Origin of the sequence: Streptomyces avidinii, assembly GCF_014650695.1 — a bacterium.
GTDB classification, from domain to species: domain Bacteria; phylum Actinomycetota; class Actinomycetes; order Streptomycetales; family Streptomycetaceae; genus Streptomyces; species Streptomyces avidinii.
Genome location: NZ_BMVL01000004.1, coordinates 528,276 through 551,376, shown reverse-complemented (window position 1 = coordinate 551,376; position 23,101 = coordinate 528,276). Strand labels below are relative to the sequence as shown.

20 protein-coding genes are annotated in these 23,101 nt (G+C 71.8%); 7 read left to right on the top strand and 13 right to left on the bottom strand.

Going from position 1 to position 23,101, the window contains the following annotated elements:
* Nucleotides 1-2 precede the first annotated feature (2 nt).
* The 4 genes from IE257_RS13460 to IE257_RS13445 form a co-directional block, all read right to left on the bottom strand.
* The gene (locus IE257_RS13460) at nucleotides 3-1,178 is read right to left on the bottom strand and encodes an MAB_1171c family putative transporter (RefSeq protein WP_189968140.1); all 1,176 of its coding nucleotides are present in this window, start codon (nucleotides 1,176-1,178) and stop codon (nucleotides 3-5) included.
* Nucleotides 1,168-1,488, bottom strand: a complete 321-nt coding sequence (locus tag IE257_RS13455; protein WP_189968138.1) for a M78 family metallopeptidase domain-containing protein — start codon at nucleotides 1,486-1,488, stop codon at nucleotides 1,168-1,170. Before IE257_RS13455 ends, IE257_RS13460 begins: the two co-directional genes overlap by 11 nt.
* Before the next feature lie 482 nt (nucleotides 1,489-1,970).
* Nucleotides 1,971-4,466, bottom strand: coding sequence for a Tex family protein (locus IE257_RS13450; protein ID WP_189968136.1), 2,496 nt, complete (start codon nucleotides 4,464-4,466; stop codon nucleotides 1,971-1,973).
* 94 nt (nucleotides 4,467-4,560) lie between these two features.
* A complete protein-coding gene (locus IE257_RS13445) occupies nucleotides 4,561-5,424 on the bottom strand; it encodes an SCO6745 family protein (RefSeq protein ID WP_189968134.1) in 864 nt (287 codons plus the stop codon).
* A 475-nt stretch (nucleotides 5,425-5,899) separates the two neighbouring features.
* Between IE257_RS13445 and IE257_RS13440 the strand changes: the two genes are divergently transcribed.
* Nucleotides 5,900-7,447: a M1 family metallopeptidase gene (locus tag IE257_RS13440; RefSeq protein ID WP_189968132.1), complete on the top strand. Its 1,548-nt coding sequence runs from the start codon at nucleotides 5,900-5,902 to the stop codon at nucleotides 7,445-7,447.
* Nucleotides 7,448-7,515: 68 nt separating this feature from the next.
* On the opposite strand, the gene IE257_RS13435 is transcribed toward IE257_RS13440, so the two are convergent.
* Complete coding sequence (locus IE257_RS13435) at nucleotides 7,516-8,412, bottom strand: oxygenase MpaB family protein (RefSeq protein ID WP_189968130.1); 897 nt, start codon at nucleotides 8,410-8,412, stop codon at nucleotides 7,516-7,518.
* Nucleotides 8,413-8,542: 130 nt separating this feature from the next.
* Between IE257_RS13435 and sph the strand changes: the two genes are divergently transcribed.
* On the top strand, nucleotides 8,543-9,532 hold the full coding sequence (gene sph, locus IE257_RS13430) for a sphingomyelin phosphodiesterase (RefSeq protein WP_189968128.1): 990 nt from the start codon (nucleotides 8,543-8,545) through the stop codon (nucleotides 9,530-9,532).
* Nucleotides 9,533-9,755: 223 nt separating this feature from the next.
* On the opposite strand, the gene IE257_RS38900 is transcribed toward sph, so the two are convergent.
* A complete protein-coding gene (locus IE257_RS38900; RefSeq protein WP_268251400.1) occupies nucleotides 9,756-9,890 on the bottom strand; it encodes a hypothetical protein in 135 nt (44 codons plus the stop codon).
* Between the two features lie 234 nt (nucleotides 9,891-10,124).
* Here IE257_RS38900 and IE257_RS13425 point away from each other — a divergent pair, with 234 nt between their 5' ends.
* The gene (locus tag IE257_RS13425; protein WP_189968126.1) at nucleotides 10,125-10,790 is read left to right on the top strand and encodes an HAD family hydrolase; all 666 of its coding nucleotides are present in this window, start codon (nucleotides 10,125-10,127) and stop codon (nucleotides 10,788-10,790) included.
* On the opposite strand, the gene IE257_RS13420 is transcribed toward IE257_RS13425, so the two are convergent.
* On the bottom strand, nucleotides 10,771-11,997 hold the full coding sequence (locus IE257_RS13420; RefSeq protein WP_189968124.1) for an NsdA family TPR-like regulatory protein: 1,227 nt from the start codon (nucleotides 11,995-11,997) through the stop codon (nucleotides 10,771-10,773). The genes IE257_RS13425 and IE257_RS13420 overlap by 20 nt on opposite strands.
* A gap of 189 nt (nucleotides 11,998-12,186) precedes the next feature.
* Between IE257_RS13420 and IE257_RS13415 the strand changes: the two genes are divergently transcribed.
* Together IE257_RS13415 and IE257_RS13410 are read left to right on the top strand one after the other, a co-directional pair.
* Nucleotides 12,187-12,351, top strand: a complete 165-nt coding sequence (locus IE257_RS13415) for a hypothetical protein (protein WP_189968121.1) — start codon at nucleotides 12,187-12,189, stop codon at nucleotides 12,349-12,351.
* Nucleotides 12,344-12,532 (top strand): hypothetical protein, encoded by a 189-nt coding sequence (locus IE257_RS13410; protein WP_189968119.1) that lies wholly within the window; start codon nucleotides 12,344-12,346, stop codon nucleotides 12,530-12,532. Before IE257_RS13415 ends, IE257_RS13410 begins: the two co-directional genes overlap by 8 nt.
* Before the next feature lie 296 nt (nucleotides 12,533-12,828).
* Here IE257_RS13410 and IE257_RS13405 read toward each other — a convergent pair whose 3' ends face one another.
* Nucleotides 12,829-14,670, bottom strand: a complete 1,842-nt coding sequence (locus tag IE257_RS13405; protein WP_189968117.1) for an AMP-dependent synthetase/ligase — start codon at nucleotides 14,668-14,670, stop codon at nucleotides 12,829-12,831.
* 85 nt (nucleotides 14,671-14,755) lie between these two features.
* Between IE257_RS13405 and IE257_RS13400 the strand changes: the two genes are divergently transcribed.
* Nucleotides 14,756-15,484 (top strand): MerR family transcriptional regulator, encoded by a 729-nt coding sequence (locus IE257_RS13400; protein WP_189968115.1) that lies wholly within the window; start codon nucleotides 14,756-14,758, stop codon nucleotides 15,482-15,484.
* A gap of 11 nt (nucleotides 15,485-15,495) precedes the next feature.
* Nucleotides 15,496-15,978, top strand: coding sequence for a maltokinase N-terminal cap-like domain-containing protein (locus IE257_RS13395; RefSeq protein WP_189968113.1), 483 nt, complete (start codon nucleotides 15,496-15,498; stop codon nucleotides 15,976-15,978).
* A gap of 48 nt (nucleotides 15,979-16,026) precedes the next feature.
* On the opposite strand, the gene IE257_RS13390 is transcribed toward IE257_RS13395, so the two are convergent.
* The 5 genes from IE257_RS13390 to IE257_RS13370 form a co-directional block, all read right to left on the bottom strand.
* Nucleotides 16,027-18,198, bottom strand: coding sequence for a 3-hydroxyacyl-CoA dehydrogenase NAD-binding domain-containing protein (locus IE257_RS13390; protein ID WP_189968111.1), 2,172 nt, complete (start codon nucleotides 18,196-18,198; stop codon nucleotides 16,027-16,029).
* Between the two features lie 51 nt (nucleotides 18,199-18,249).
* Nucleotides 18,250-19,464 carry an acetyl-CoA C-acetyltransferase gene (locus IE257_RS13385; protein WP_189968109.1) on the bottom strand — a complete coding sequence of 405 codons (1,215 nt, stop codon included), beginning with the start codon at nucleotides 19,462-19,464 and terminating at the stop codon, nucleotides 18,250-18,252.
* A gap of 55 nt (nucleotides 19,465-19,519) precedes the next feature.
* The gene (locus IE257_RS13380; RefSeq protein WP_189968107.1) at nucleotides 19,520-20,662 is read right to left on the bottom strand and encodes an acyl-CoA dehydrogenase family protein; all 1,143 of its coding nucleotides are present in this window, start codon (nucleotides 20,660-20,662) and stop codon (nucleotides 19,520-19,522) included.
* Nucleotides 20,663-20,736: 74 nt separating this feature from the next.
* Nucleotides 20,737-21,762: an LLM class F420-dependent oxidoreductase gene (locus IE257_RS13375; RefSeq protein ID WP_189968105.1), complete on the bottom strand. Its 1,026-nt coding sequence runs from the start codon at nucleotides 21,760-21,762 to the stop codon at nucleotides 20,737-20,739.
* A complete protein-coding gene (locus IE257_RS13370) occupies nucleotides 21,762-22,919 on the bottom strand; it encodes a CaiB/BaiF CoA transferase family protein (protein WP_189968103.1) in 1,158 nt (385 codons plus the stop codon). Before IE257_RS13370 ends, IE257_RS13375 begins: the two co-directional genes overlap by 1 nt.
* Between the last annotated feature and the right edge of the window lie 182 nt (nucleotides 22,920-23,101).

Below are 23,101 nucleotides of genomic sequence, written 5' to 3'. Positions count from 1 at the left end.
GTTCACTTCCTTGGTGTGACGGGCGAGGCGTACGCCTGGGCGACGTCGACGAGGAATCGGGCCTCGTCCGCCAGGTCCCCGTCCTCCTGCGAGGTGTGGATCGCGGCGGGCAGTTCGAGCGCGGCGGCCTCGCCCGGCTGTCCGGGCGCCCCGTCGAGCTTCGCCTGCCGTGCCTCCCGCAGTACGCGGGCCAGCGCGGCGGCGGCGGCCCGCTGTTCGGGGATGCCGTGGCCCGCGACCTGGCCGCGGGCCCGGTCCAGGGCGCCCGGGGCCGCGTACTCGCCCAGGATCAGGATGGCGTCGCGCGTCTCGATGACCTTGCGGTACACGAGCAGGTTGCGCGGGACCGGCGGCCACAGCAGCTCCATCACCCGGTGGGCGCGCGGTTTGTTGAGCGCCACGTGCGGGACCGCCTCGACCAGGTCGCGCCACAGCGGCCACAGCCGCCAGGCGGTGGTGAGGTCGGCGCACGTGCGGCGGAGGGTGAACAGGGTGGGCACGAGGATCGCGGCGGCGCGCAGCAGGCCGTGCAGGTTCATGAGCAGCGGGAGGGCGGGCATCGCCCAGGTGCTGCCGAAGAGTGCCTTGAGCAGGTACGCCAGCCAGAACAGGCCGGCGAGCGCGGTGCCGAGGCCGAACAGGCGGAGCCCGGCGGCCAGGCCCCGGCTCTCGGTGCGGCGGCTGTAGCGCCAGCACAGGGCCACGCAGACGGTGTTGGCGACCACGTGCGCGGAGATCAGGACCAGCCAGTAGGCGAGGGAGGGCACCGGGTCGCCGACCGGCGGCATGGTGTGCGTTCCGTGGCCGGGCGCGGCCGCGTCCAGCGCGAGGAGGGTGCCGAGCCAGGCCACGGTCGCGGTGCAGGCGGCGAGTTGGAGGCGGCGGCCGCGGGTGGTGGCAGCGACGAAGTAGAGGACGGCGCCCGCCGACAGCACCCCGATCAGGTTGCGGACGAGGCCGATGGTGTGGGCGTATCCCTGGCCGCGTTCCATCGCGTACGCGACGAGGTCCGGGAGGTTGAGCGTCATGGCGGCGGCGGCGGTGGCGACGGCCAGCCACAGGCCGCGCTGCTGGGGGGAGCGCAGGGCGCCGGGGGCGCGGAGCAGGACGGCGATCCACAGGCACACCACGCTGGGGAGGGCGAGCCAGTCGCCGAAGGCGGTGAGGTCAGCTGCCATCGTTGGCCCGCTCGTACCCCATGGCGGACTCCAGCCGGGCCAGGGTGCCGCGCTCGCTGCCGGTGGAGCGGGGCCCGGTGTTGGCCGTACGGATGCGGATCATGCTGGCGAGCATCTCCGCCTCCTGCTCCTGACGGGTGGTGTAGTTGGTGCGTCCGAGGACGACCGGGGCGTTCCCGTCGGTCTCCTCCCCCTCCAGGGAGTGGTGGCCGAAGAGGATGTGGCCGAGCTCGTGGAGGACGATGTGCTCCCGGTGCAGCGGCGTCGTCTGCGCCTCGTAGAAGACGTAGTCGACGCTGGCCGTACCCACCCACAATCCGCAGACTCCGGACTCCGCCGCCTCCTTGGGGAGCGGATGGAGCCGGATGGGGCGTCCGCGCCGCTCGGCTATCCGTCGGCACAGGACGTCGAGGGAGAACGGATGGGTCAGATCCAGATGGCCGAGAATCTGCTCGCACCTTTTGCGAATGCTGAGTTGCCGGTGGGGCATGTGATCCCTCTTCGGACCCTTTCCGGGGCAACGGTGGTAGGCGTGTGTGGGCATGGGCATGACGTCCTGTGCCTTCGAGGCGGCCTCGGGGAATGCGGCCCTGAGGGGTCCCAGGGGTTCCTTGGGGGGTCCTGAGGGAAAAACGCGGAAGCCCGTCCGCCGAGTGACGAACGGGCGTTCCACCATGCCTACAGATCTTGTACGCGAGTTGGCAAGGCAAGTCCCCAGGTGGGGAAGCTATTCGGCCATCCTGTACGAAGATCTTCACGCGCCGGGTGGCTGCAACACGCCCTTGACCGCTGCTACCGCTTGCGGCGCTCCTCGGGGGCGGCGGTGAGGCCCGCACGCCGCAGGGCGTCGGCCATCGCGCTGTTGGCGGGAGCGGGGGCACTGCTGCTGCCGCCGCCCTGGCGCCGGCCCTGGCCGCCGCCCTGGCCACGGTCGTTCTGGCCCTGGCCCTGGCCCTGGCCCCGGCCCTGGTTCCGGCCCTGGTTCCGGCCGCCCTCGCGGCCGCCGGCGCCGGCGCGCTGCTGCGGAGGACGGCCGTTGCCGCCACCGCTGCCGCCGCCCCGCCGGTCCTCGCGCTGGCGGGGCGCGCCCGCGCCGCGCTCGGCCCCCGCCTCGTCCTCCAGGCGCAGGGTCAGCGAGATCCGCTTGCGCGGGATGTCCACGTCCATGACCTTCACGCGGACGATGTCGCCCGGCTTGACCACGTCCCGGGGGTCCTTGACGAAGTTCTTCGACAGCGCCGAGACGTGCGCCAGACCGTCCTGATGGACGCCGATGTCGATGAAGGCGCCGAAGGCGGCCACATTGGTGACCACTCCCTCCAGGATCATCCCGGGGGCCAGGTCGCCGATCTTCTCCACGCCCTCCTTGAAGGTGGCCGTCTTGAAGGCGGGACGCGGGTCGCGGCCCGGCTTCTCCAGCTCGCGCAGGATGTCCGTTACGGTCGGCAGACCGAAGGCCTCCGTGACGAACTGCTCCGGCCGCAGCGAGCGCAGTACGTCGCCGTTGCCGATCAGCGCCGCCACCTCGCTGCCCGCCGTCTTGGCCATGCCCCGGACCACCGGGTAGGCCTCGGGGTGCACGCTGGAGAAGTCCAGCGGGTCGTCCCCGCCGCGGATCCGCAGGAAGCCCGCGCACTGCTCGTACGCCTTCGGGCCGAGCCGGGCCACGTCCTTGAGCCCCTTGCGGCTGCGGAAGGGGCCGTTCGCGTCGCGGTGCGCCACGATGTTCTCGGCGAGGCCTCCGCTGATGCCCGACACCCGCGAGAGCAGCGGCGCGGAGGCGGTGTTCACGTCCACGCCGACGCCGTTCACGCAGTCCTCGACGACCGCGTCGAGCGAGCGCGAGAGCTTCACCTCGGACAGGTCGTGCTGGTACTGGCCGACGCCGATCGACTTCGGGTCGATCTTGACCAGTTCGGCGAGCGGATCCTGCAGGCGGCGGGCGATGGAGACCGCGCCGCGCAGCGACACGTCCATGTCCGGCAGTTCCTGCGAGGCGAAGGCGGAGGCCGAGTACACGGAGGCGCCCGCCTCGGAGACCATCACCTTGGTGAGCTTCAGCTCCGGGTGGCGCGTGATGAGGTCCCCGGCCAGCTTGTCGGTCTCGCGGGAGGCCGTGCCGTTCCCGATGGCGACCAGCTCGACGGCGTGCTCCTTCGCCAGGCGGGCGAGCTTGGCGAGGGACTCGTCCCACTTGTTGGCGGGCACGTGCGGGTAGATCACGTCCGTGGCCACGACCTTGCCGGTCGCGTCGACGACGGCGACCTTCACCCCGGTACGGAATCCCGGGTCCAGGCCGAGCGTCGCCCGGGTGCCGGCGGGCGCCGCGAGCAGCAGGTCGCGCAGGTTGGAGGCGAAGACCCGTACGGCCTCGTCCTCGGCGGCCTGGCGCAGCCGCATCCGCAGATCGATGCCGAGGTGCACCTGGATCTTCGTACGCCAGGCCCAGCGGACCGTGTCGCCCAGCCACTTGTCGCCGGGGCGGCCGCGATCGTTCACCCCGAAGCGGCGGGCGATCATGCCCTCGTACGTGGACGGGCCGGGCTCCGCGGCGTCCTCGCGGACCTCCGGCTCCAGGGTGAGGTCGAGGACGTCCTCCTTCTCGCCGCGCAGCATGGCGAGGACGCGGTGCGAGGGCAGCGCGGTGAACGGCTCGGCGAAGTCGAAGTAGTCGGCGAACTTGGCGCCCGCCTCCTCCTTGCCCTCGCGGACCTTCGCCGCGAGGCGGCCGCGGCCCCACATGCGCTCGCGCAGTTCGCCGATCAGGTCGGCGTCCTCGCCGAACCGCTCGGTGAGGATGGCCCGGGCGCCCTCCAGCGCGGCCGCCGGGTCGGCTACGCCCTTGTCGGCGTCGACGAACGCGGCCGCTGCGGCGGCCGGTTCCACCGACGGGTCGGCCAGCAGGCCCTCGGCGAGCGGCTCCAGACCGGCCTCGCGGGCGATCTGCGCCTTGGTGCGCCGCTTGGGCTTGAAGGGCAGGTAGATGTCCTCCAGCCGGGCCTTGGTGTCGGCCGCGGCGATCCGCGCCGCCAGCTCGTCGGTGAGCTTGCCCTGCTCCCGTACGGAGTCCAGGACCGCCGCGCGGCGGTCCTCCAACTCGCGCAGATACCGCAGCCGCTCCTCAAGGGTGCGCAGCTGGGCGTCGTCGAGCATCTCGGTCGCTTCCTTGCGGTAGCGCGCGATGAACGGCACGGTGGAGCCGCCGTCGAGCAGCTCGACGGCGGCCTTGACCTGCCGCTCCCGTACGCCGAGCTCCTCGGCGATCCTGCATTCGATGGACGTCGTCACGATCGGGTCCCGCCTGCCTTCGTTTGCACTGGAAGGCTGCCAATTGTGGCAGGTGGCGGTGACGGACGGCGGGAACCCTGCCCGTTGCCCGCGGTCAGGCCCGGCCGAAGAGGTCCCGCGGGAAGGCCCCGGCGCCGATCGCCTTGGTCACGAAGCCGCTGCCGAGTTCCGCGAGACGGGCCAGGCCCTGCTCGCCGAGGTGCTCGTACGGGGCAGCGTCGAGGCGGTCGGTCTCGGCCTCCAGGCGCTCGCGCACGGCCTTGCCCTCCTCGGTGAGCTCGCCGTCCGCGTCGAGGATCCCGCGCTCGCGCAGCCGGCCGGTCGCGGCGTCCAGGTCGGACTGCTCCCAACCGCGGATGGCCTTGATCCACTTCGCGGTCATGCCGCGGCCGGTGGCGGTGTGGCTGACCAGGGCCTCCACCGGGTCCAGGGCCGCGAGGAGCAGGGCGGCCAGGTGGCCGTCGCCGCGGTGCTCGCGCAGCAGGGTGGTGGCGTGCCACAGGCGCAGGTGCGGGGCCTCGGGTACCGGCAGGTCGGCGTGGGCCGCGTACAGCGTGCGGGCGTGGCGGGTACAGGCCTCGGTGGCGCGCATGGCCAGATCCGCGGCTTCGGCCAGCTCCGGCGACTCGACGGTCTCGGGCCCGAGCAGCCGGCGCAGGGTGCTGTCCGCGGCCCGCAGCCTGGCGGCGAGGACCTGCTCGGGCGTCACGGTGTCCCACACGGCCGGGAGGTGCCGGGCGAGCAGGTCGTGACGGTAGTTGTAGAAGGTGGCGGTCACCGTGCCGGGGCCGACGGCGCCCATGGCGGCGGCGCGACTGGCGAGATTGACGGCGACCGGGTCGGTGACGCCGAGGGCCGCGAGCTCCTTGGCGAGATCCGGCGAGAAGTAGATCGTCGCGTGCAGCGGGTTGATCGCAGCATGCCAACAGCGACGGGCAGCGAGCAGGGGAAGCGTCATGCACGGGAGGTTACCGACTGTTCGGTATGCCGGGTAGGGCGGCGGCCGGTGGTACGGGTCTCACCCCGGGCCCGGGCAGGTGGATCGCAGGACAACGCCGCCCCGGAGGCAGCCGGACCCGGCTCGATTCGGCCGATCCGCGCGGGCGGGTGGGGCTGCCGGCTCGGTGTTCCCCGGCTCCGGCGCATCGGGCCGCAGCGGGCCCGCCAAGGCATCCGGGGCGTCGGGCCCGGGGTTGCGCCGCAGGCCACGGGACCGGGCCCGGGCTCCCGGGCCGCCCGCGGGGGCCGCCCGGCGTCCGGTGCCACCGGCTCCGGGGCCGCGCCGGCCGTCGGCCCGTGACGGCCGAATGGCGATCGTGTGACAGCAGGGGCCATGGACATGACCTGAGCCGCCACGGGTGAATACGGTCGAGCGACAAGGCCTTGAACCACTCTGTGAACCGATCTGTCTCCCCTACCACTTGGAGCCATTCGTGCACCGCAAAGTCATCGCCCCGAGCGTCCTCGCCGCTTCCCTCCTGCTGGTGATCCCGGCGTCGGCGGCGAGTGCCGGTCCGGGCGCCCCGGGTGTCGGCGATCCCTACTACCCGGCCAGCGGCAACGGCGGTTACGACGTGTCGCACTACGACCTGCGCCTGCAGTACCAGCCGAAGACGGACCTGCTCGAAGGCACGGCCACGCTGCTGGCCACCGCCAAGCAGGACCTGTCCCGCTTCAACCTCGACTTCGGCCTCCAGGTCAGCGAGATCCGCGTCAACGGGGTCAAGGCGAAGTTCGCCACCTCCGGCTCCCACGAGCTGGAGGTCACCCCGGCGAAGGCGCTGGCGCGCAACACCCCGCTGTCCGTCGTCGTCAAGTACGCGGGCAAGCCCTCCGAGCTGAAGGTCGACGGCTGGACGGCCTGGCAGCGCACGCCCGACGGCGGGGTGGCGGCGCAGGAGCCCGACTCGGCGGTCTGGTGGTTCCCCAGCAACGACCACCCGCTGGACAAGGCCACCTTCGACGTCTCGATCAACGTGCCCGACGGCACCCAGGCGATCAGCAACGGCGTCCTGCAGTCCCAGACCTCGCGCCTCGGCTGGACCCGCTACAACTGGCGCTCCAACAAGCCCCAGGCCACCTACCTCGCCACGCTCGCCGTCGGCAAGTTCGACATCACCACCGACACGACGGCGAGCGGGCTGCCGATCCTCAACGCGTACAGCAAGGACCTCGGCGACAACGCGGGCGCGGCGCGCGCGAGCGTGGAGCGCACCGGCGAGGTCGCCGAGTGGCTGGAGGGGGTCTTCGGGCCGTACCCCTTCAACGCGCTGGGCGGCTACGTGCCGAACGTGACCGCCGGCTTCGCCCTGGAGACCCAGACGCGGCCGTTCTACGGCCCGGGCCAGTTCCGCAACGGCGCCAACGTCTCGGTGGTGGTGCACGAGCTGGCGCACCAGTGGTACGGCGACAGCGTGTCCGTCGACGGCTGGAAGGACATCTGGATCAACGAGGGCTTCGCCCGCTACAGCCAGTGGCTGTGGTCGGAGAAGGAGGGCGAGGGCACGGCGCAGGAGCTCGCCGACTGGGCCTACGCCCTGCGCCCGGCCGAGGATGCGTTCTGGCAGGTCAAGCCGGGTGACCCGGGTCCGGACAACCAGTTCCACGGGGCCGTCTACGACCGCGGCGCCATCGCCCTGCAGGCGCTGCGCAACGAGATCGGCGACGAGAAGTTCTTCCAGATCCTGAAGGGCTGGCCGACCGAGCGGGCCTACGGCAACGCCAAGGTCGGTGACTTCGTCCGGTACGCCGAGAAGGTCTCGAAGAAGCCCCTCGCCCAGCTCTTCGAGACCTGGCTCTACACCCCCGGCAAGCCGGCGGCTTCGGCGCTGAACCCTGCGGCGGCCAAGCCCACGGCCCGCTCGCTGGAGCAGTCCGCCTTGACGAAGCCGGCCGCGGAGCCCAAGTCCTGGAAGAAGATCGCGGAGACCAACACGATCCACGACACCGAGCACGGCTCAGGGCCCGGCCACCGGCACTGAGTCGGTACGGGCCCCGCGCCCCGCACACGGGCTCCCGCATCCGGCGGGGCCCGTGCGCCCCGGGGCCGTCAGTGGCCTCCGGCACGCCACGCGGCCCGCGCCCGGTAGGCGATCGGCAGGTAGCGCAGGCGCTCCGGCAGCAGCGGTACGAGGAGCCGTACGGCCGTGCTGAACCGCCGGAGCCTGCGCTCCTGGGCCGGGCTCCACTCCAGCCCGATCGCCGCGCGGGCCTCCGGCGGCATGTAGCCGACGCTGACGAAGGCCCGCAGGCGCAGGAACGCCGCCCGCAGCACCGGCCAGGTCAGCCGCAGCAGCAGGCGCACGGCGGGCGAGCCGGCCTCCGGACGGGGCAGCCGGACATCGGTGGCGACCAGCTCGCGGGCGACCGCGGTGGGCTCGATCTCCTCGGCGAGCATCCGGCCCCAGTAGGTCCAGTACTCCTCGATGCTCTGCGGCATGTCCCGGTCGTGCAGGCCCAGGATCCGGCCCACCTGGAGCCACTCCCGGTAGAGCTGCCGCTCCTGGGCGGGTGTGAAGCAGCGCAGCAGGTAGCGCCCGGCGTAGAGGTAGACCGGGAAGCCGGTGGCGTGCACCCAGGAGTAGCAGGCGGGGTCGAGGGAGTGGTAACGGCGGCCGCGGGTGTCGGTGCCCTGGATGTCCTTGTGCAGGCGGCGGACCCGGCGGCCCTCCTCCGCGGCCTCCTCCCCGCCGTACACCCAGAGCTGGACCGAGCGCAGGGACCGCTCGCCGCGACCCCAGGGGTCGGTGCGGAAGACGGAGTACTGGTCGACGCCGGCCGCGATCGCCGGGTGCGCCACCTGCATGGTGAAGGCGGCGGGCAGCATCAACAGGGCGCGGACGTCGCCGGCGATCGTCCACAGCACCCCGCCCGGCGGGGGCGGCGCGGGGTCGTTGCGGCGTGCGGCCGCAGGTCCGGCGGGGTGTGCGGAGTCCGTCTTCGTCATATGACAAGTATGCGAGCACCGGACGGCCGTCTCACGGACAGAAAGTCTCTGCACGGGTGTTACCCAGAGGTAACTGCTGCTGCTTGTATGACGGCGTCGATCATCCCCCGCAGGAATGACGGAGACCTTGATGCTGCTTTCCACGCCCCGCTCGCGCCGCGCCGCCGCCACGGCCGTCGCCGCGGTCGCCGCAGGCGCGCTGGCCGCCACCACCGCGCCTGCCGCCACGGCCGCGGAGACCGCCGCCGCCCCGCGGCTCAGCGTCCTGTCGTACAACGTGTTCCTGATGAGCAAGAACCTGTACCCGAACTGGGGCCAGGACCACCGGGCCGCCGAGATCCCCAAGGCGTCCTTCTACCAGGGCCACGACGTGGTCGTGCTCCAGGAGGCCTTCGACAACAGCGCCTCGGACGCACTGAAGGCGAATTCCGCCGCGCAGTACCCGTACCAGACCCCGGTCGTCGGCCGCAGCAAGAGCGGCTGGGACGCCACGGGCGGCGCCTACTCCTCCACCACCCCGGAGGACGGCGGTGTCACCGTCCTCAGCAAGTGGCCGATCGTCCGCAAGGAGCAGGTCGTCTACAAGGACGCCTGCGGCGCCGACTGGTGGTCCAACAAGGGCTTCGCCTACATCGTGCTGAACGTGAACGGCGCCAAGGTACACGTGGTCGGCACGCACGCCCAGTCCACCGACCCCGGCTGTGGCGCGGGCGAGGCCGCGGAGATGCGCGCCCGTCAGTTCCGGGCCGTCGACGCCTTCCTGGACGGCAAGAACATCCCGGCGAACGAGCAGGTCATCGTGGCGGGCGACCTCAACGTCGACTCGCGCACCCCCGAGTACGCGAGCCTGCTGGCCAACGCCGACCTGGCCGGCTCCGACAGCCGCACCGGGCACCCGTACTCCTTCGACACCGCGCTGAACTCGATAGCGAACTACCGCTACCCGACCGACCCGCGCGAGGACCTGGACTACGTCCTCTACCGCAAGGGCAACGTCCGCCCGGCGGGCTGGGAGAACAACGTCGTCAAGGAGCAGTCGGCGCCCTGGACGGTCTCCAGCTGGGGCACCTCCTACACCTACAACAACCTCTCCGACCACTACCCGCTGATCGGACGCTAGGCCCTGCCGGCAGAACCCCGGTGCGGTGGGCGGAGATCCCGCTCGCCGCACCGGGGCGACCCGGTTCACGCGCTCTCGCCCAGGTCCGGGTCGACTTCACAGCGCTCCTCCTGCACGCGCGTCCCGCTGTTGGCCGTCCGGGACGCGCCGGGGTACGAGACGTGGCCGAACCGCTTGCCCCCGGTCGCGGGCAGGCTCTTGCCGCGCCGGAGGCCCGGCAGGCCTAGTTCTGGTCGTCGACTTGCCGCCAGGGCCGGTCTCCGGGGTTCAGGAGCGTCTCCGGGGGCTTGCCGTCGGCCCGCCGTTGGTTGGCGGTGGCGACGCCCACGAAGAGGAGCAGCAGCCCGCCGACGAGCATGATCCAGGAATCCGACGAAGAAGCCGACGATGAGGAGGAGCACGGCGATGGCGGTCAGTCCGCGCGCCCAGTCCGGCTCTTGATGTTCTGCCATTTCAGCGCCCTTGGGAGACCGCACACGGTACGCGATCCGGCCCGGCTTCACTGCCTGAACAGCGCTGCGCCCCCTTCCGGCCCTTCGGAGTCGGGATGGAGCGCTTTTGTGCGTCCAGGCCTGGTGACTAGGCTGCCCGCATGACGATTCGCGCTGTAGTTTTCGACGTCGGCGAGTGCCTGGTGGACGAGACCCGCGAGTACGGCACGTGGGCCGACTGGCTCGGTGTCCCCCGCCACACCTTCGCTGCGATGTTCGGCGCCGTCATCGCCCAGGGCCGCGACTACCGCGAGGTGTTCCAGCCCTTCAAGCCGGGCTTCGACCTGACCGCCGAGCGCGAGGCCCGCGTCGCGGCGGGCCGGCCCGAGCACTTCGACGAGAGCGACCTCTACCCGGACGTCCGGCCCGCCCTCGCCGCACTCCGCGAGGCCGGCCTGTGGCTCGGTATCGCCGGGAACCAGACCGTGCGGGCCGGCGGGATCCTGCGGGAGCTTTTCACGAAGGACGTCGACCTCATCGGCACCTCGGACGACTGGGGTGCCTCGAAGCCTGACCCGGCCTTCTTCGAGCGGGTCGCCTCGGTCGTCCCGGCCGAGCCGTCCGAGATCCTCTACGTCGGCGACCGGGTCGACAACGACCTGCGCCCCGGAGCTGCCGCGGGGATGCACACCGCACTCATCCGTCGGGGTCCGTGGGCAACGATCCAGTGGGACACCCCCGAGGCCCGCGAGCTGCCGACGTTCCGGGTCGAGTCCCTCGCGGAGCTGCCCACCCGGATCGCCGACTTCAACGCGCGAGAGCGCTGACCACCGCTCCCCACCCGTACAGCCGGTCGTCGAGGTCGCGGACGTACTGCTCGTGCTGCCACGGCACGAGCGCGCGCCGCACCTCGCGGACCCGCTCCAGTCCGGTCGCGTACCAGTGCGCCTCCAACAGCTCCAGGGCTCGCAGCGCGTACGCCGCGGCGTCCTCCGGCCGGCCCGCGGCGGCCTCGACCGCACCGAGGTCGCCGAGGACCACGGTGCGCTGCTTGTCCGCGTCAGCGGGCAGCTCCGCGAGGACATGGAGCAGGGTTTCCCGGGCCTGCGGCAGGCGCCCGGCCGACAGCTCGGTGTTCCCCTTGAACGCGGCCAGCCGAATCGGCGAGAACCAGTCCATCCACTCGGGGTTGGGGTGCGTGCTGCCTGCCGCCAGGACGTCCTCGCCGTGCGCGATCAGGTTCAGCGCGGTCCGTTCGTTACCGCAGCGGGTCTCGCACTCGGCCTCCACCGCGTCCAGCCAGGCCAGGAACTCGGCGGACGCCGGGGCACGCCTGGCGTAGGTACGGGCCGCGACCATTCGCTCCGCGGCGGCCGGCTGGTCTCCGGCCCATCCGGGTACGAAGGCCATGTGCGCCAGGATCGCGCTGCCGAGCAGCGGGTCGTCGGCCTCGCCTGCGGCTTGCAGGGCCTGGACCCAGGTGTCTCGCGCGCGTTCGGGGGCGCGCTGGTCGAAGAACTCGATCCGCCCGCCGAGCAGGTGGCTTTCCGCGAGGGCTGCCGCGAGGGTCTGGCGGGTCTGTCCTGCCGTCCCCGGGAGCAGCGCCTCTCCGAGGCCTGCGTGCGCGGTGACGGCTGGGTGCAGTACGGCCGGGGCGACACTCCAATAGAGGTGCCGGTGGGCTCGGGTGACCGCGAAGTAGTCCGTTGTCGCTGTGGCGGGTTGCATGAGGCTCGGGGTGCGGATCGCAGTGCGTGCGGGCGGAGCGAGCTGCGTGGCGGGCGGCCCGGGTTCGACGCCCCCGGTGGGCGACTCGAAGCCGAGTTGCTCCATGGTCTGGTTCAGGAGCAGTTGGAGGACACGGCGGGCGTCGGGGTAGGGCCAGGGCGGGGTTTCGGATTCCCAGCGCTGGACCTGCTTGAGGCTGACGTGCACGCCGTTGTGGGCGAGGGCGTCGACGAGAGCTTGTTGTGACCGGTATCCGGCGGCCGCGCGGGCTGCCCGTAGGCGTGTGTTGCCGACGATACGTGGCATAGCAACCTCCTTGTGCGTAAAGGATGGTGTCACTGTCTCAGGAAGTCGCCACAGTTGCCACGATTCACCAACTCGGGTGTATAGAAGTCCTTTTCTGTGTCGTCAGAAGTCCCTGAGAAGTCCTTACCAAGAGACTTCTACGGGTCCAGTCTTGGCACATCACCCGATGACGACGGTAGGGAGCACCCCGTGACGAGCCCCACCCCGCGCGGCGTTTGGAGCCTCGATACCCCGGACAGTCCGGGCGTCGGCTTCGCCGCGGTGCACCAGCCCGGTTCCGACCTTCTCGACCGTGCGCAGGTCGGCTGGGAGCGCTTCAACGGCGCTACTGACGAGGATGCGTCCGATGGATGAGGTGTACGAGTACCAGCCTCACGGACTGCTCCGTATACGAGTTCGGGACATCGCGTCCGGCGTCGAGGGCGAGCTCATGGCCGTCATCGCCGAGGGCGTCACGGACATCGCGTACATCAGGAAGTCGGACGGCCGCGAGTTCACGACCGCCGCCGCCAACGTTCAGGCGGCCGGCCAGTGAGCGGGCCTGCCCTGTGTGGGAGCCGCGGGCGCTTCGTTCGCCACTTCCCCGAGCGGCCCTTTCGAGACTCACGACGCGATGCGCCGGTACGGGATTCCCGGGACCGTGGTGCTGGCCGACCCGGAGGGGGCGTGGGTCGTCGTCGACGCGGACGGCCAGGATGTGACGGCTCGGGTCCTCGCCCGCGTCTCGGCGATGTTCAGACTCGGCCCGGGCGGGGTTTCGTCATCGCGCGCTGAGCCCCGCTCCAGCCCCCGGTGCGCTGAGCGCGGCCCATCGCACCGGGGCCTTTCGGTTCACGCGCTCTCGTACGGCTCCTCGTACAGGCCCTCGATCAGTGCGCCGTACTTGTCGCGGACCACTCGGCGGCGGAGCTTGAGTGAGGGGGTGAGCTCCCCGGACTCCGGGCCCCACTCCTCGGTCAGCAGCCGGTACCGCTTGATCTGCTCGGTCCGGTTGAGCCGGCTGTTGGCCGCCTCGACCGCACGGGCGACCTCCTCCCGGACACCGGGGTGCGCGGCGAGGGCGGACGGGGAAGCGGCCTCGATGCCCCGGGCGGCGGCCCAGACCGGGGCCAGCTCCGGGTCCAGGACCAGCAGGGCGACGAGGTAGGAGCGGCCGTCGCCGTGCACCAGGGCCTGGCCGATCAGCGGGTGCTCCTTGACCGTGTTCTCCACCAGGGCCGGCGAGACGTTCTTGCCGTTCGAGGTGATGATCAGCTCCTTCTTGCGGTCGGTCAGCCAGAGGTACCCGTCCTCGTCGAGCCGGCCGATGTCCCCCGTCGGGAACCAGCCCTCGTCGTCGCAGGCGCTCTCCAGCGAGCCGTCCGGCCGCAGGTAGCCGCCGAACACGGTCGCCCCGCGGGTGAGGATCTCGCCGTCCTCGGCCAGCCTCAGCTCCACCCCCTCGATCGCGCGGCCCACCGAGCCGAGCCGGAACCCGTCCGGGCTGTTGACCGTGCACACGCCCGAGGTCTCGGTGAGCCCCCAGGCGTCCATGATGGTGATGCCCCAGCCGGCCCAGAAGCGGACCACGTCGATCGGCATCGGTGCGGTGGCGCTGGCCGTCCACATCAGCCGGTCCATGCCCGCCAGCCGCAGCAGCGGGTCCAGCACCCGCTCCTTGACCTCGGCGTACGAGGCTTCGAGCGCGGCCGGCACCTCCTCGCCGCGCTCGCGGTGCCCGGCCCGGGCGCGGGCCAGGTCCCCCGCTGCCTCGATGGCTCCGCGCTGCGCTTCTGGCAGCTGCGCGAGGACCGCGCGCACCGAGGCGGCGAGCTTCTCCCACACCCGGGGCACGCCGAAGAACTGCACCGGGTGCAGCTCGCGGACAGCCCCCGACACGGCCGTCGGGTCGGCGCACAGGCGGACGTGCGAGGCCCGCAGCAGCGGCAGGTAGATGCCGAGGACGCGCTCCGCTATGTGCGCGAAGGGCAGGTAGCAGATGTGCTCGGCGTGCTCGGGCAGTTCCACGTGCCGGTCGAGGCGGACCGCCTGGAGCACGATGTTGCGGTGGGTCAGCCGCACGCCCTTCGGGTCGCCGGTGGTGCCGGAGGTGTAGACGACGGTCAGCGGATCCTCGGGGCGGATCTCCTGCCAGGCCTTCTCGAAGTCGTCGCCCCGGTGGAGCCGGGCCCCGCCGGAGTACAGGGAGGCGTAGGTGGAGTGCCCGCCGGCCTCGGCGGCCTCGGCGACGACCAGGCGTTCCAGGGGGACGCCGGCATCGGCCAGCAGCGGCTCCCACCGCAGGAGTTCGCGGGCGCCCTCGACGACGGCGACCCGGGCCCGGCTGTGGCGGGCGATGTGGGCGATCTGCTCGGGCGCGGAGGTCCCGTACACGGTGACGGGTACGGCGCCCAGATGGACGAGGGCGAGGTCGCTGAGCCAGTGCTCGGGGCGGTTGCCCATCATCATCAGCACGTGCTCGCCGCGCTCGACGCCGAGGGCGGCGTACCCGGCGGCGAGGACGGCGACCTTGGTGCGCACCTCGCCCCAGGTCAGCGTCGTCCAGTCGGCGGCCTCGGGGCCCGCCCGCCAGGAGAGGGCGGGGAGTTCCCCGTGCTCGGCGGCGTTGCGGGCCAGCAGGGCCGGCAGGGTGATCTCTTCGGGTCGTCCGGGCAGTCGCAGGTTCGTGGTCATGGGCAGCTCCTGGCCGTTTCACATCGTTGGTGCGACAGCAATACTGTTGAACCCAAGCTGTGGAGCAGAGAGCGAGGCGCAGACGATGGCCGACCAGGCACCCGAGCCGATGCTCACCGTCGACGAGCTGGCGGCCCGGGCGGGCGTCACCGTGCGCACCGTTCGTTTCTACAGCACCCGCGGGCTTTTGCCCCCTCCCGTGATCGGCCCTCGTCGGGTGGGGCACTACGGGCCGGAACACCTCTCCCGGCTGGCACTGATCGAGGAGCTCCAGCACCAGGGCATGACCCTGTCCGCCATCGAGCGCTACCTGGACGCGCTGCCCGACGACCTGAGCGCCCATGACCTGGCGATCCACCGGGCGATGGTGGCCAGTTGGGCGCCGGACGCGGCCCAGGAGGTGTCGCGGGAGGAGCTGGAGAAGCGGGCGGGACGGAGCCTGTCGGACACCGATGTCCGGCGGCTGACGGCGATGAACGTGCTCGCCGTCTCGGGGGACGGGTTCCGGGTGGACGTGGGGCTGCTGCGGCTGGGGGTCGCGCTGCTCGATGTACCGATCGCCCACGAGACGATCCTGGCGGCGCGCCGGGTGCTGATGGAGCACGCCCGCTCGGCGGCCCACGAGCTGACGGGATTGTTCCGCGACGAGGTGTGGGGGCCGTTCACACAGGGCGAGAGCGATCCGGAGCGGGTGGAGTCCATGAAGGCGCTGTCGGCGCACATGCAGCCGATGGTGGTCCAGGCGCTGGTGACGGCCTTCCAGCGGTCCCTGCGCGAGGAATTGCGGGCGGCGTTCGCCTCGGAATCCGGGTAGTTTCAGGGCTCATGGCAGTCATTCACCGCACCGTCCCGCTCACCTATCGCGGGGCCGCGCCGGCGGGCGCCGAGGACGGGCTGGTAGGCACCCTGATGCACGGGACGCTGGGGAGGCGCTGGGTCTACGACGGCGCCCACGACCCGGTCCTGGTCGAGCAGTTGCTCGCGCTGCTGGCGGGCCGCACCACGGCGCAGGACCAGAACGAGAGCGACACCGCCGACCCTACGGTGGAGGTCCGCGCCGGGCTGAGGGGCGTACCGGCGCCCCTGGCCGGCCCCGGGAAGGTGTCCGACACCGCCGACGCCACCGTCATCGGGGTGGGCGCGGCCGGTCAGCCGGGACCCCTCCACGGCCTCACGCTGACCCGGGTCCTGCGCCCCGGTCCCACCACCGCAGACGGTGTCCGGGGGCAGGTGCTGGCCCGGTGGACCGCCCCGGACGGCTCCGAGGAGCGCGGGGTGTTCGCGTTCCTGAGCGACCCCGGCCGCTGAGCCGGAGGCGCCCCGGGCCCGCTCGCGGCGGGCCCGGGGCGGCCGTGCTCAGTCCGTGTACGTCTCGCCGCGCTCGGCCTTCGCGATCAGCGAGGCCGGCGGGGTGAAGCGCTCCCCGTACTGGGCCGCCAGCTCGCGGGCACGGGCCACGAAGCCGGGCAGGCCTCCCTCGTAGCCGTTGATGTACTGGATCACACCACCGGTCCAGGCGGGGAAGCCGATGCCCATGATGGAGCCGATGTTGGCGTCGGCGATCGAGGTGAGCACGCCCTCGTCGAGGCAGCGGACGGTGTCCAGGGCCTCGGAGAAGAGCATCCGCTCCTTCATGTCCTCGAACGGGACGTCGACCTCCGGCTTGGTGAAGTGCTCGCGCAGGCCCGGCCAGAGGCGGGCGCGCTTGCCCGACTCGTCGTACTCGTAGAAGCCGGCGCCGCCGCTGCGGCCGGGGCGGCCGAACTCGTCGACCATCCGGTCGATGACGGTGTCGGCGGGGTGCTCGGTCCACGTCCGGCCCTCCGCCTCGAAGGCCTTGCGGCTCTCGTTGCGGATCTTTCGCGGCAGGGTCAGGGTGAGCTCGTCCATCAGGGAGAGCACCTTGGCCGGGTAACCGGCCTGGGCGGCCGCCTGCTCGATCGAGGCGGGCTCGATGCCCTCGCCGACCATCGCCACGCCCTCGTTGATGAACTGGCCGATCACGCGCGAGGTGAAGAAGCCGCGCGAGTCGTTGACCACGATCGGCGTCTTGTTGATCCGGCGGACCAGGTCGAAGGCGCGGGCGATGGCCTCGTCACCCGTCCGCTCCCCCTTGATGATCTCCACCAGGGGCATCTTGTCCACGGGAGAGAAGAAGTGCAGCCCGATGAAGTCGACCGGCCGCGAGACCCCTTCCGCCAGGCCCGTGATGGGCAGCGTGGAGGTGTTGGAGCAGAGCAGCGCGTCCGGCTCGATGACGTCCTGGATCTCCTGGAACACCTTGTGCTTGAGGGTGGTGTCCTCGAAGACGGCCTCGATGACGGCGTCGCAGCCCGCGAGGTCGGCCGCGTCGGCGGTCGGGGTGATCCGGGCGAGCAGCTCGGCCCGCTCGGCCTCGGTGGTCCGGCCCCGCGAGAGCGCCTTGTCGAGCAGCTTCTCGGAGTACGCCTTGCCCTTCGCGGCGGCCTCGGCGGTGACGTCCTTCAGCACCACCTCGATGCCCGCGCGGGCGCAGGAGTACGCGATGCCCGCGCCCATCATTCCGGCACCGAGGACGGCGACCTTGCGCACCGTGCGGGGCGTGATGCCCTGCGGTCGGCTTCGGCCCGCGTTGACGGCCTGGAGGTCGAAGAAGAACGCCTGGATCATGTTCTTGGCGGTCTGTCCGGTGACCAGCTCGGTGAAGTAGCGGGCCTCGATGGTCAGCGCGGTCTCGAAGTCCACCTGGGAGCCCTCGACGGCGCAGGCCAGGATGTTGCGCGGAGCCGGGTACGGGGCCCCGTTCAGCTGCTTCTTCAGGTTGGCCGGGAAGGCCGGGAGGTTCGCGGCGAACTTCGGGTTGGACGGCGTACCGCCCGGGATCCTGTAGCCCGGGACGTCCCAGGGCTGCTTCGACTCCGGGTTGGCGTCGATGAAGGCGTGGGCCTTGGCCAGCATCTCCTCGGGCGTGGCCGCCAGTTCGTGCACGAGGCCGTTGTCGAGGGCGCGCTGCGGGGTGTACCGGGTCCCCTGGAGCAGCACCTTGAGCAGCGCGTCGGCGATGCCCATCAGGCGCACGGTGCGGGTGACACCGCCACCGGCGGGGAGGAGGCCCAGGGTGACCTCGGGCAGGCCGATCTTGGAGCCCGGCGCGTCGAGGGCGACGCGGTGGTGGGAGGCGAGGCAGATCTCGTACCCCCCGCCGAGGGCGGCGCCGTTGATCGCGGCGACGACGGGCTTGCCGAGGGTCTCGATCCGGCGCAGGGAGCGCTTGATGTCGGTGCCGGTGTCGAAGGCGATCTGCGCGTCCGCCGGGCGGAGCCGGATCATGTCCTTGAGGTCGCCGCCCGCGAAGAAGGTCTTCTTGGCGGAGGTGAAGATGATGCCCCGGATGGAGTCCTTCTCGGCCTCGGCGCGGTCGGCGACGGCCGCGATGGAGTCCTTGAAGGCCTGGTTCATCGTGTTGGCGGACTGGTCGGGGTCGTCGAGGATCAGGGTGACGACGCCGGTCTCGTCCTGTTCCCAGCGGATCGTGGTGGACTCGCTCATGGTCACTGCTTTCGTTTCGGAAGGTCCGGTGGGCAGGGGGAACAGGGCGGATCAGAGGCGTTCGACGATGGTGGCGACGCCCATGCCGCCGCCGACGCAGAGGGTGACGAGCCCGTAGCGCTTGTCCTGGCGCTCCAGTTCGTCGACGATCGTGCCGAGGATCATCGCGCCGGTGGCGCCGAGCGGGTGGCCGAGCGCGATGGCGCCGCCGTTGACGTTGACCTTGTCGAGGGACAGGCCCATGTCCTTGACGAAGCGCAGGACGACGCCCGCGAAGGCTTCGTTGATCTCGACGAGGTCGATGTCGTCGATGGTCAGGCCGGCCTTGGCGAGGGCCTTGCGGGTGGCCGGGGCGGGGCCGGTGAGCATGATGGTGGGCTCGGAGCCGGAGACGGCCGCCGAGACGATCCGGGCGCGCGGGGTCAGTCCGTTGCGGGCGCCCGCCTCGCGGGAGCCGATCGCGACGAGCGAGGCGCCGTCGACGATGCCCGAGGAGTTGCCCGCGTGGTGGACGTGGTCGATCTTCTCGACCCAGTGGTACTTCTGCAGCGCGACCGCGTCGAAGCCGCCGAGCTCGCCGATGTCGGCGAAGGAGGGCTTCAGCTTGGCGAGGGTGTCGGCGGTCGTGCCGGGGCGGACGAACTCGTCGTGGTCCAGGACGATCAGGCCGTTGCGGTCGGTGACCGGGACCACGGACTTCGCGAAGCGGTCGTCCTTGATGGCCGCGGCGGCGCGCTCCTGCGACAGGGCCGCGTACTCGTCCACGTCGCGCCGGGAGAAGCCCTCGATGGTGGCGATCAGGTCGGCGCCGATGCCCTGCGGGACGAAGCCGGTGTCCCAGTTGGTCATGGGGTCGGCGAACCAGGCACCGCCGTCGGAGGCCATCGGGACCCGGGACATGGACTCCACGCCACCCGCGAGGACGAGGTCCTCCCAGCCGGAACGGACCTTCGCGGCCGCCATGTTGACGGCTTCCAGGCCCGAGGCGCAGAAGCGGTTCTCCTGTACGCCGGCCACGGTGTCCGGGAGCCCGGCGGCGATGGCCGCGATGCGGGCGATGTCGGAGCCCTGGTCGCCGACCGGGCCGACGACGCCGAGCACGATGTCGTCGATGGTGGCGGGGTCCAGGCCCGGGTTGCGCTCGCGCAGGGCGTCGATGAGTCCGACGACCAGGTCGATCGGCTTGGTGCCGTGCAGGGCGCCGTTGGCCTTGCCGCGGCCGCGCGGGGTGCGGATCGCGTCGTATACGTAAGCTTCGGTGCTCACTGGTCAAGCCTTTCGGAGGTTTCCGGAGGGAGGAAGGGGGGCAGGAAGAGGGAGTTCAGCCGAGCAGGGAACGGCCGATGATCTCTTTCATGATCTCGGTCGTGCCGCCGTAGATGGTCTGGATGCGGCCGTCGGTGAAGGCCCGTGCGACCCGGTACTCGCTCATGTAGCCGTAGCCGCCGTGCAGCTGGAGGCAGCGGTCCGCGACGCGCTTCTGCAGCTCGGTGGCCCACCACTTGGCCATCGAGGCGTGCACGTGGTCCAGTTCGCCGTTGGCGTGGTCGGTGATGCACCGGTCGAGGAAGCTCCGGGTGACGGCGACCTCGGTGGCCATCTCCGCGATCTCGAACCGGATGTGCTGGAGCTTGGCCAGCGGACGGCCGAAGGCCTCGCGCTCCTTCACGTACTGGGTGGTGATCTCCAGCAGGTGCTCGGCGGCGGCGATGCCGGCCATGGCGATGCCCATCCGCTCCTGCGCGAGATTGGTCATCAGGTGGACGAAGGCGCCGTTCTGCTCGCCGAGCAGGTTCTCCTTGGGGACGCGTACGTCGTTGAAGAAGAGCTCGGCGGTGTCCTGGGACTTCTGGCCGATCTTGTCGAGGTTGCGGCCGCGCTCGAAGCCCTCCGCGCCGCGCTCGACGACCAGTAGCGACAGGCCGTGCGACCCGCCCTCGGGGGTGGTCTTCGCGACCACGATCACCAGGTCGGCGAGGATCCCGTTGGAGATGAAGGTCTTGGACCCGTTGAGCACCCAGTGGTCGCCGCGGTCCTCGGCGGTGGTGCGGATCCCCTGGAGGTCGGAGCCCGCGCCCGGCTCGGTCATCGCGATGGCGGTGATGGTCTCCCCGGAGCAGAAGCCGGGCAGCCAGCGGCGCTTCTGCTCCTCGGTGGCGAGCGAGGTCAGATAGGGCCCGATGATGTCGTTGTGCAGGCCGATGGCCAGCCCCGGGGCGCCCGCGCGGGTGAACTCCTCGGCGATCACGGCGGCGTAGCGGAAGTCGGTGTTCCCGCCGCCGCCGTACTCCTCCGGGACGGCGAGGCCCAGCAGCCCCTGCCGGCCGGCGGCCCGCCAGGCCTCGCGGCTGACGATCCCGTCCTTCTCCCACTGCTCGTAGTGCGGCAGCACCTCCTTGGCGAGGAAGGTGCGTACGGTCTCGCGGAACGCCTCGTGGTCGGCGTCGAAGATGCGGCGTTGCATCGGGGCCCCTCTCAGCGGGGTCGGGGTGGGTGAAGGAGCGGTCGAGGGCGGAGTCCGGGCGTTCCCCGCCCCGCTCAGAGCCAGTTCTTGACGGTTTCGATCAGCCGGGCCGGGTCGGGGCCCACGGGGGTGACGTTGAGCATGGTGACGCCCGCCTCGCGGAAGGCCTCGACGCGCTCGCGCACGTATCCCTCGGGCCCGCAGAGCGTCATCAGCTCGCAGAACTCGTCCGGGACGGCGGCCGCGGCGTCGCGTTTGCGTCCGGAGAGGTACAGCTCCTGGATCCGGCGGGCCTCTTCCTCGTAGCCGTAGGCGACGGCGAGGTCGTTGTAGAAGTTCTTGCCGACCGCGCCCATCCCGCCGACGTACAGGGCGATCTGCGGCCGTGCCAGGTCCCGGACGGCGGCCGCGTCGTCGCCGATGGCGAGCAGGCCGCCCGCGACGGTCTGCAGCGGGCCGAGCTCCGGCGCACGCCCCGCCGTCCCCTCGGCGAGCGGGGTGCCCCACACCGAGGCGGCCTTCTCCGGGATGAAGAGGGTGGGCAACCAGCCGTCGGCGATCTCGGCGGTCATCCGCACATTGGCCGGGCCGAGCGAGGCGATGTAGACGGGGATCGCGGGGCGGACCGGGCGGGTGAGGATCTTCAGCGGCTTGCCGTGCCGGCCGCCCTTCTCCGCCGGCAGCGGCATGTCCGTGATGCCGTGGTGGTCGATCGTCTCGCGGCGCCAGATGCGCCGGCACAGCTCGACCGTCTCGCGGGTCCGGCCCAGCGGCTTGTCGTACGGCATCCCGTGCCAGCCCTCGACGACCTGCGGGCCGGAGGCGCCGAGGCCGAGCAGCGCCCGGCCGCCGGAGAGCGCGTCCAGGCCGGCGGCGGTCTGGGCGATCAGGCCGGGGGTGCGCGAGTAGACGTTGAGGATGGCCGAGCCGATCTTCAGCCGCTCGGTGCGGGCGGCGAGGTAGCCCATGATCGTCGGGGAGTCGAAGCCCCAGGCCTCGGCCACCCATACGGCGTCGAGCCCGGCGGACTCCAGTGCCGCGGCCTGGTCCGCGGCCCGGCGCGGGTCCCCCGCGTAGTCGAGCATCATGGACAGTTCCATCAGTTCTCCTCCTCCTTCCCGAGCAGGGCCGGTACGTCCCAGTCGGCCGCGACCGACTCGGCGTGCGCTCCCGGCTGCGCCGGGCCCGCGGTGACGGCGCCCGGGGTCGCCGAGAACCGCGGCGCGGGCGCGGGCTGGACGATCCCGCCGAAGTCGGTGAAGGTCCCGCGGGCGGCGAGGTGCGGGTGGTCCGGGGCCTCGCGGAGCGAGAGCACGGGGGCCACGCAGGCGTCGCTGCCCTCGAAGACGGCCGTCCACTCCGCCCGCGTACGGGTCCTGAAGCGCGCGGCGACGGCCTCCCGCAACTCGCTCCAGCGGGCGAGGTCCTTGCGGGCCGGAGCCCGGTCCTCGATGCCGAGGAGCTGCACGAAGGTGTCGTAGAACTGCTGCTCCAGCGCGCCGACGGCCATGTACCGGCCGTCGGAGGTCTCGTAGGTGCCGTAGAACGGGCAGCCGCCGTCGAGGAGGTTGGCCCCGCGGCGGTCCTGCCAGCCGCCCGCCGCCATCATTCCGTGGATCATGGCGGTGAGGTGGGCGGTGCCGTCGACGATGGCCGCGTCGACGACCTGGCCGGTGCCGGTGGCGCGGGCGTGGTGGAGGGCCGCCAGGACCCCGATCACCAGGTAGAGCGAACCGCCCGCGTAGTCCCCGACCAGATTGGCGGGGACGGCCGGCGGCTCTCCAGGGTTGCCGATCATGCCGAGGGCGCCGGTGACGGCGATGTACGCGATGTCGTGCCCGGCGGTCTCGGCGAGTGGGCCCTCCTGTCCCCAGCCGGTCATCCGCCCGTAGACCAGCCTCGGGTTGCGGGCGCGGCACTCGGCCGGTCCGACCCCGAGCCGCTCGGCGACGCCGGGCCGGAAGCCCTCCAGGAGCACGTCGGCCCGCTCGACCAGGTCCAGGACGCGGGCGGGTCCGTCGGCGGACTTCAGGTCGACCAGGACGGAGCGTTTGCCGCGGTTGGTGATGTCGTAGGCAGGATCGACCGCGAGCCCGCCACCGCCGGGCCGGTCCACCCGTACGACGTCCGCGCCCAGGTCGGCGAGGAGCATGGCGGCGAACGGCCCGGGGCCGATGCCCGCCAGTTCGACGACGCGCACTCCGGCGAGCGGGCCGGGCCCGCTCGTATCCCGGTTCCCGTTCCCTGACACTGCCATCGGGCCCCCAGCGGCTCTGGTGTGCGTGGTGTGCGTGGTGTGCGGCTATGTGACACAACTGATGTAACACCAGTGATGCTAGGAACGCGCTCCACCGAACACAAGCCCCCGGGCGGCGCTCCCCGCGGATCGCCGGACCTTGGCTCGTTCGGCCCACCGATACCGGACCGAGACCATTGACC

Coding starts and splice junctions, on each gene's coding strand:
- IE257_RS13370 (WP_189968103.1), bottom strand. CDS start 22,919: ATGGCAGTGTCAGGGAACGGGAACCGGGATACGAGCGGGCCCGGCCCG.
- IE257_RS13380 (WP_189968107.1), bottom strand. CDS start 20,662: ATGCAACGCCGCATCTTCGACGCCGACCACGAGGCGTTCCGCGAGACC.
- IE257_RS13410 (WP_189968119.1), top strand. CDS start 12,344: ATGGATGAGGTGTACGAGTACCAGCCTCACGGACTGCTCCGTATACGA.
- IE257_RS13445 (WP_189968134.1), bottom strand. CDS start 5,424: ATGACGCTTCCCCTGCTCGCTGCCCGTCGCTGTTGGCATGCTGCGATC.
- IE257_RS13435 (WP_189968130.1), bottom strand. CDS start 8,412: ATGACGAAGACGGACTCCGCACACCCCGCCGGACCTGCGGCCGCACGC.
- IE257_RS13405 (WP_189968117.1), bottom strand. CDS start 14,670: ATGACCACGAACCTGCGACTGCCCGGACGACCCGAAGAGATCACCCTG.
- IE257_RS13420 (WP_189968124.1), bottom strand. CDS start 11,997: ATGCCACGTATCGTCGGCAACACACGCCTACGGGCAGCCCGCGCGGCC.
- IE257_RS13400 (WP_189968115.1), top strand. CDS start 14,756: ATGGCCGACCAGGCACCCGAGCCGATGCTCACCGTCGACGAGCTGGCG.
- IE257_RS13460 (WP_189968140.1), bottom strand. CDS start 1,178: ATGGCAGCTGACCTCACCGCCTTCGGCGACTGGCTCGCCCTCCCCAGC.
- IE257_RS13375 (WP_189968105.1), bottom strand. CDS start 21,762: ATGGAACTGTCCATGATGCTCGACTACGCGGGGGACCCGCGCCGGGCC.
- IE257_RS13395 (WP_189968113.1), top strand. CDS start 15,496: ATGGCAGTCATTCACCGCACCGTCCCGCTCACCTATCGCGGGGCCGCG.
- IE257_RS13390 (WP_189968111.1), bottom strand. CDS start 18,198: ATGAGCGAGTCCACCACGATCCGCTGGGAACAGGACGAGACCGGCGTC.
- sph (WP_189968128.1), top strand. CDS start 8,543: ATGCTGCTTTCCACGCCCCGCTCGCGCCGCGCCGCCGCCACGGCCGTC.
- IE257_RS38900 (WP_268251400.1), bottom strand. CDS start 9,890: ATGCTCGTCGGCGGGCTGCTGCTCCTCTTCGTGGGCGTCGCCACCGCC.
- IE257_RS13425 (WP_189968126.1), top strand. CDS start 10,125: ATGACGATTCGCGCTGTAGTTTTCGACGTCGGCGAGTGCCTGGTGGAC.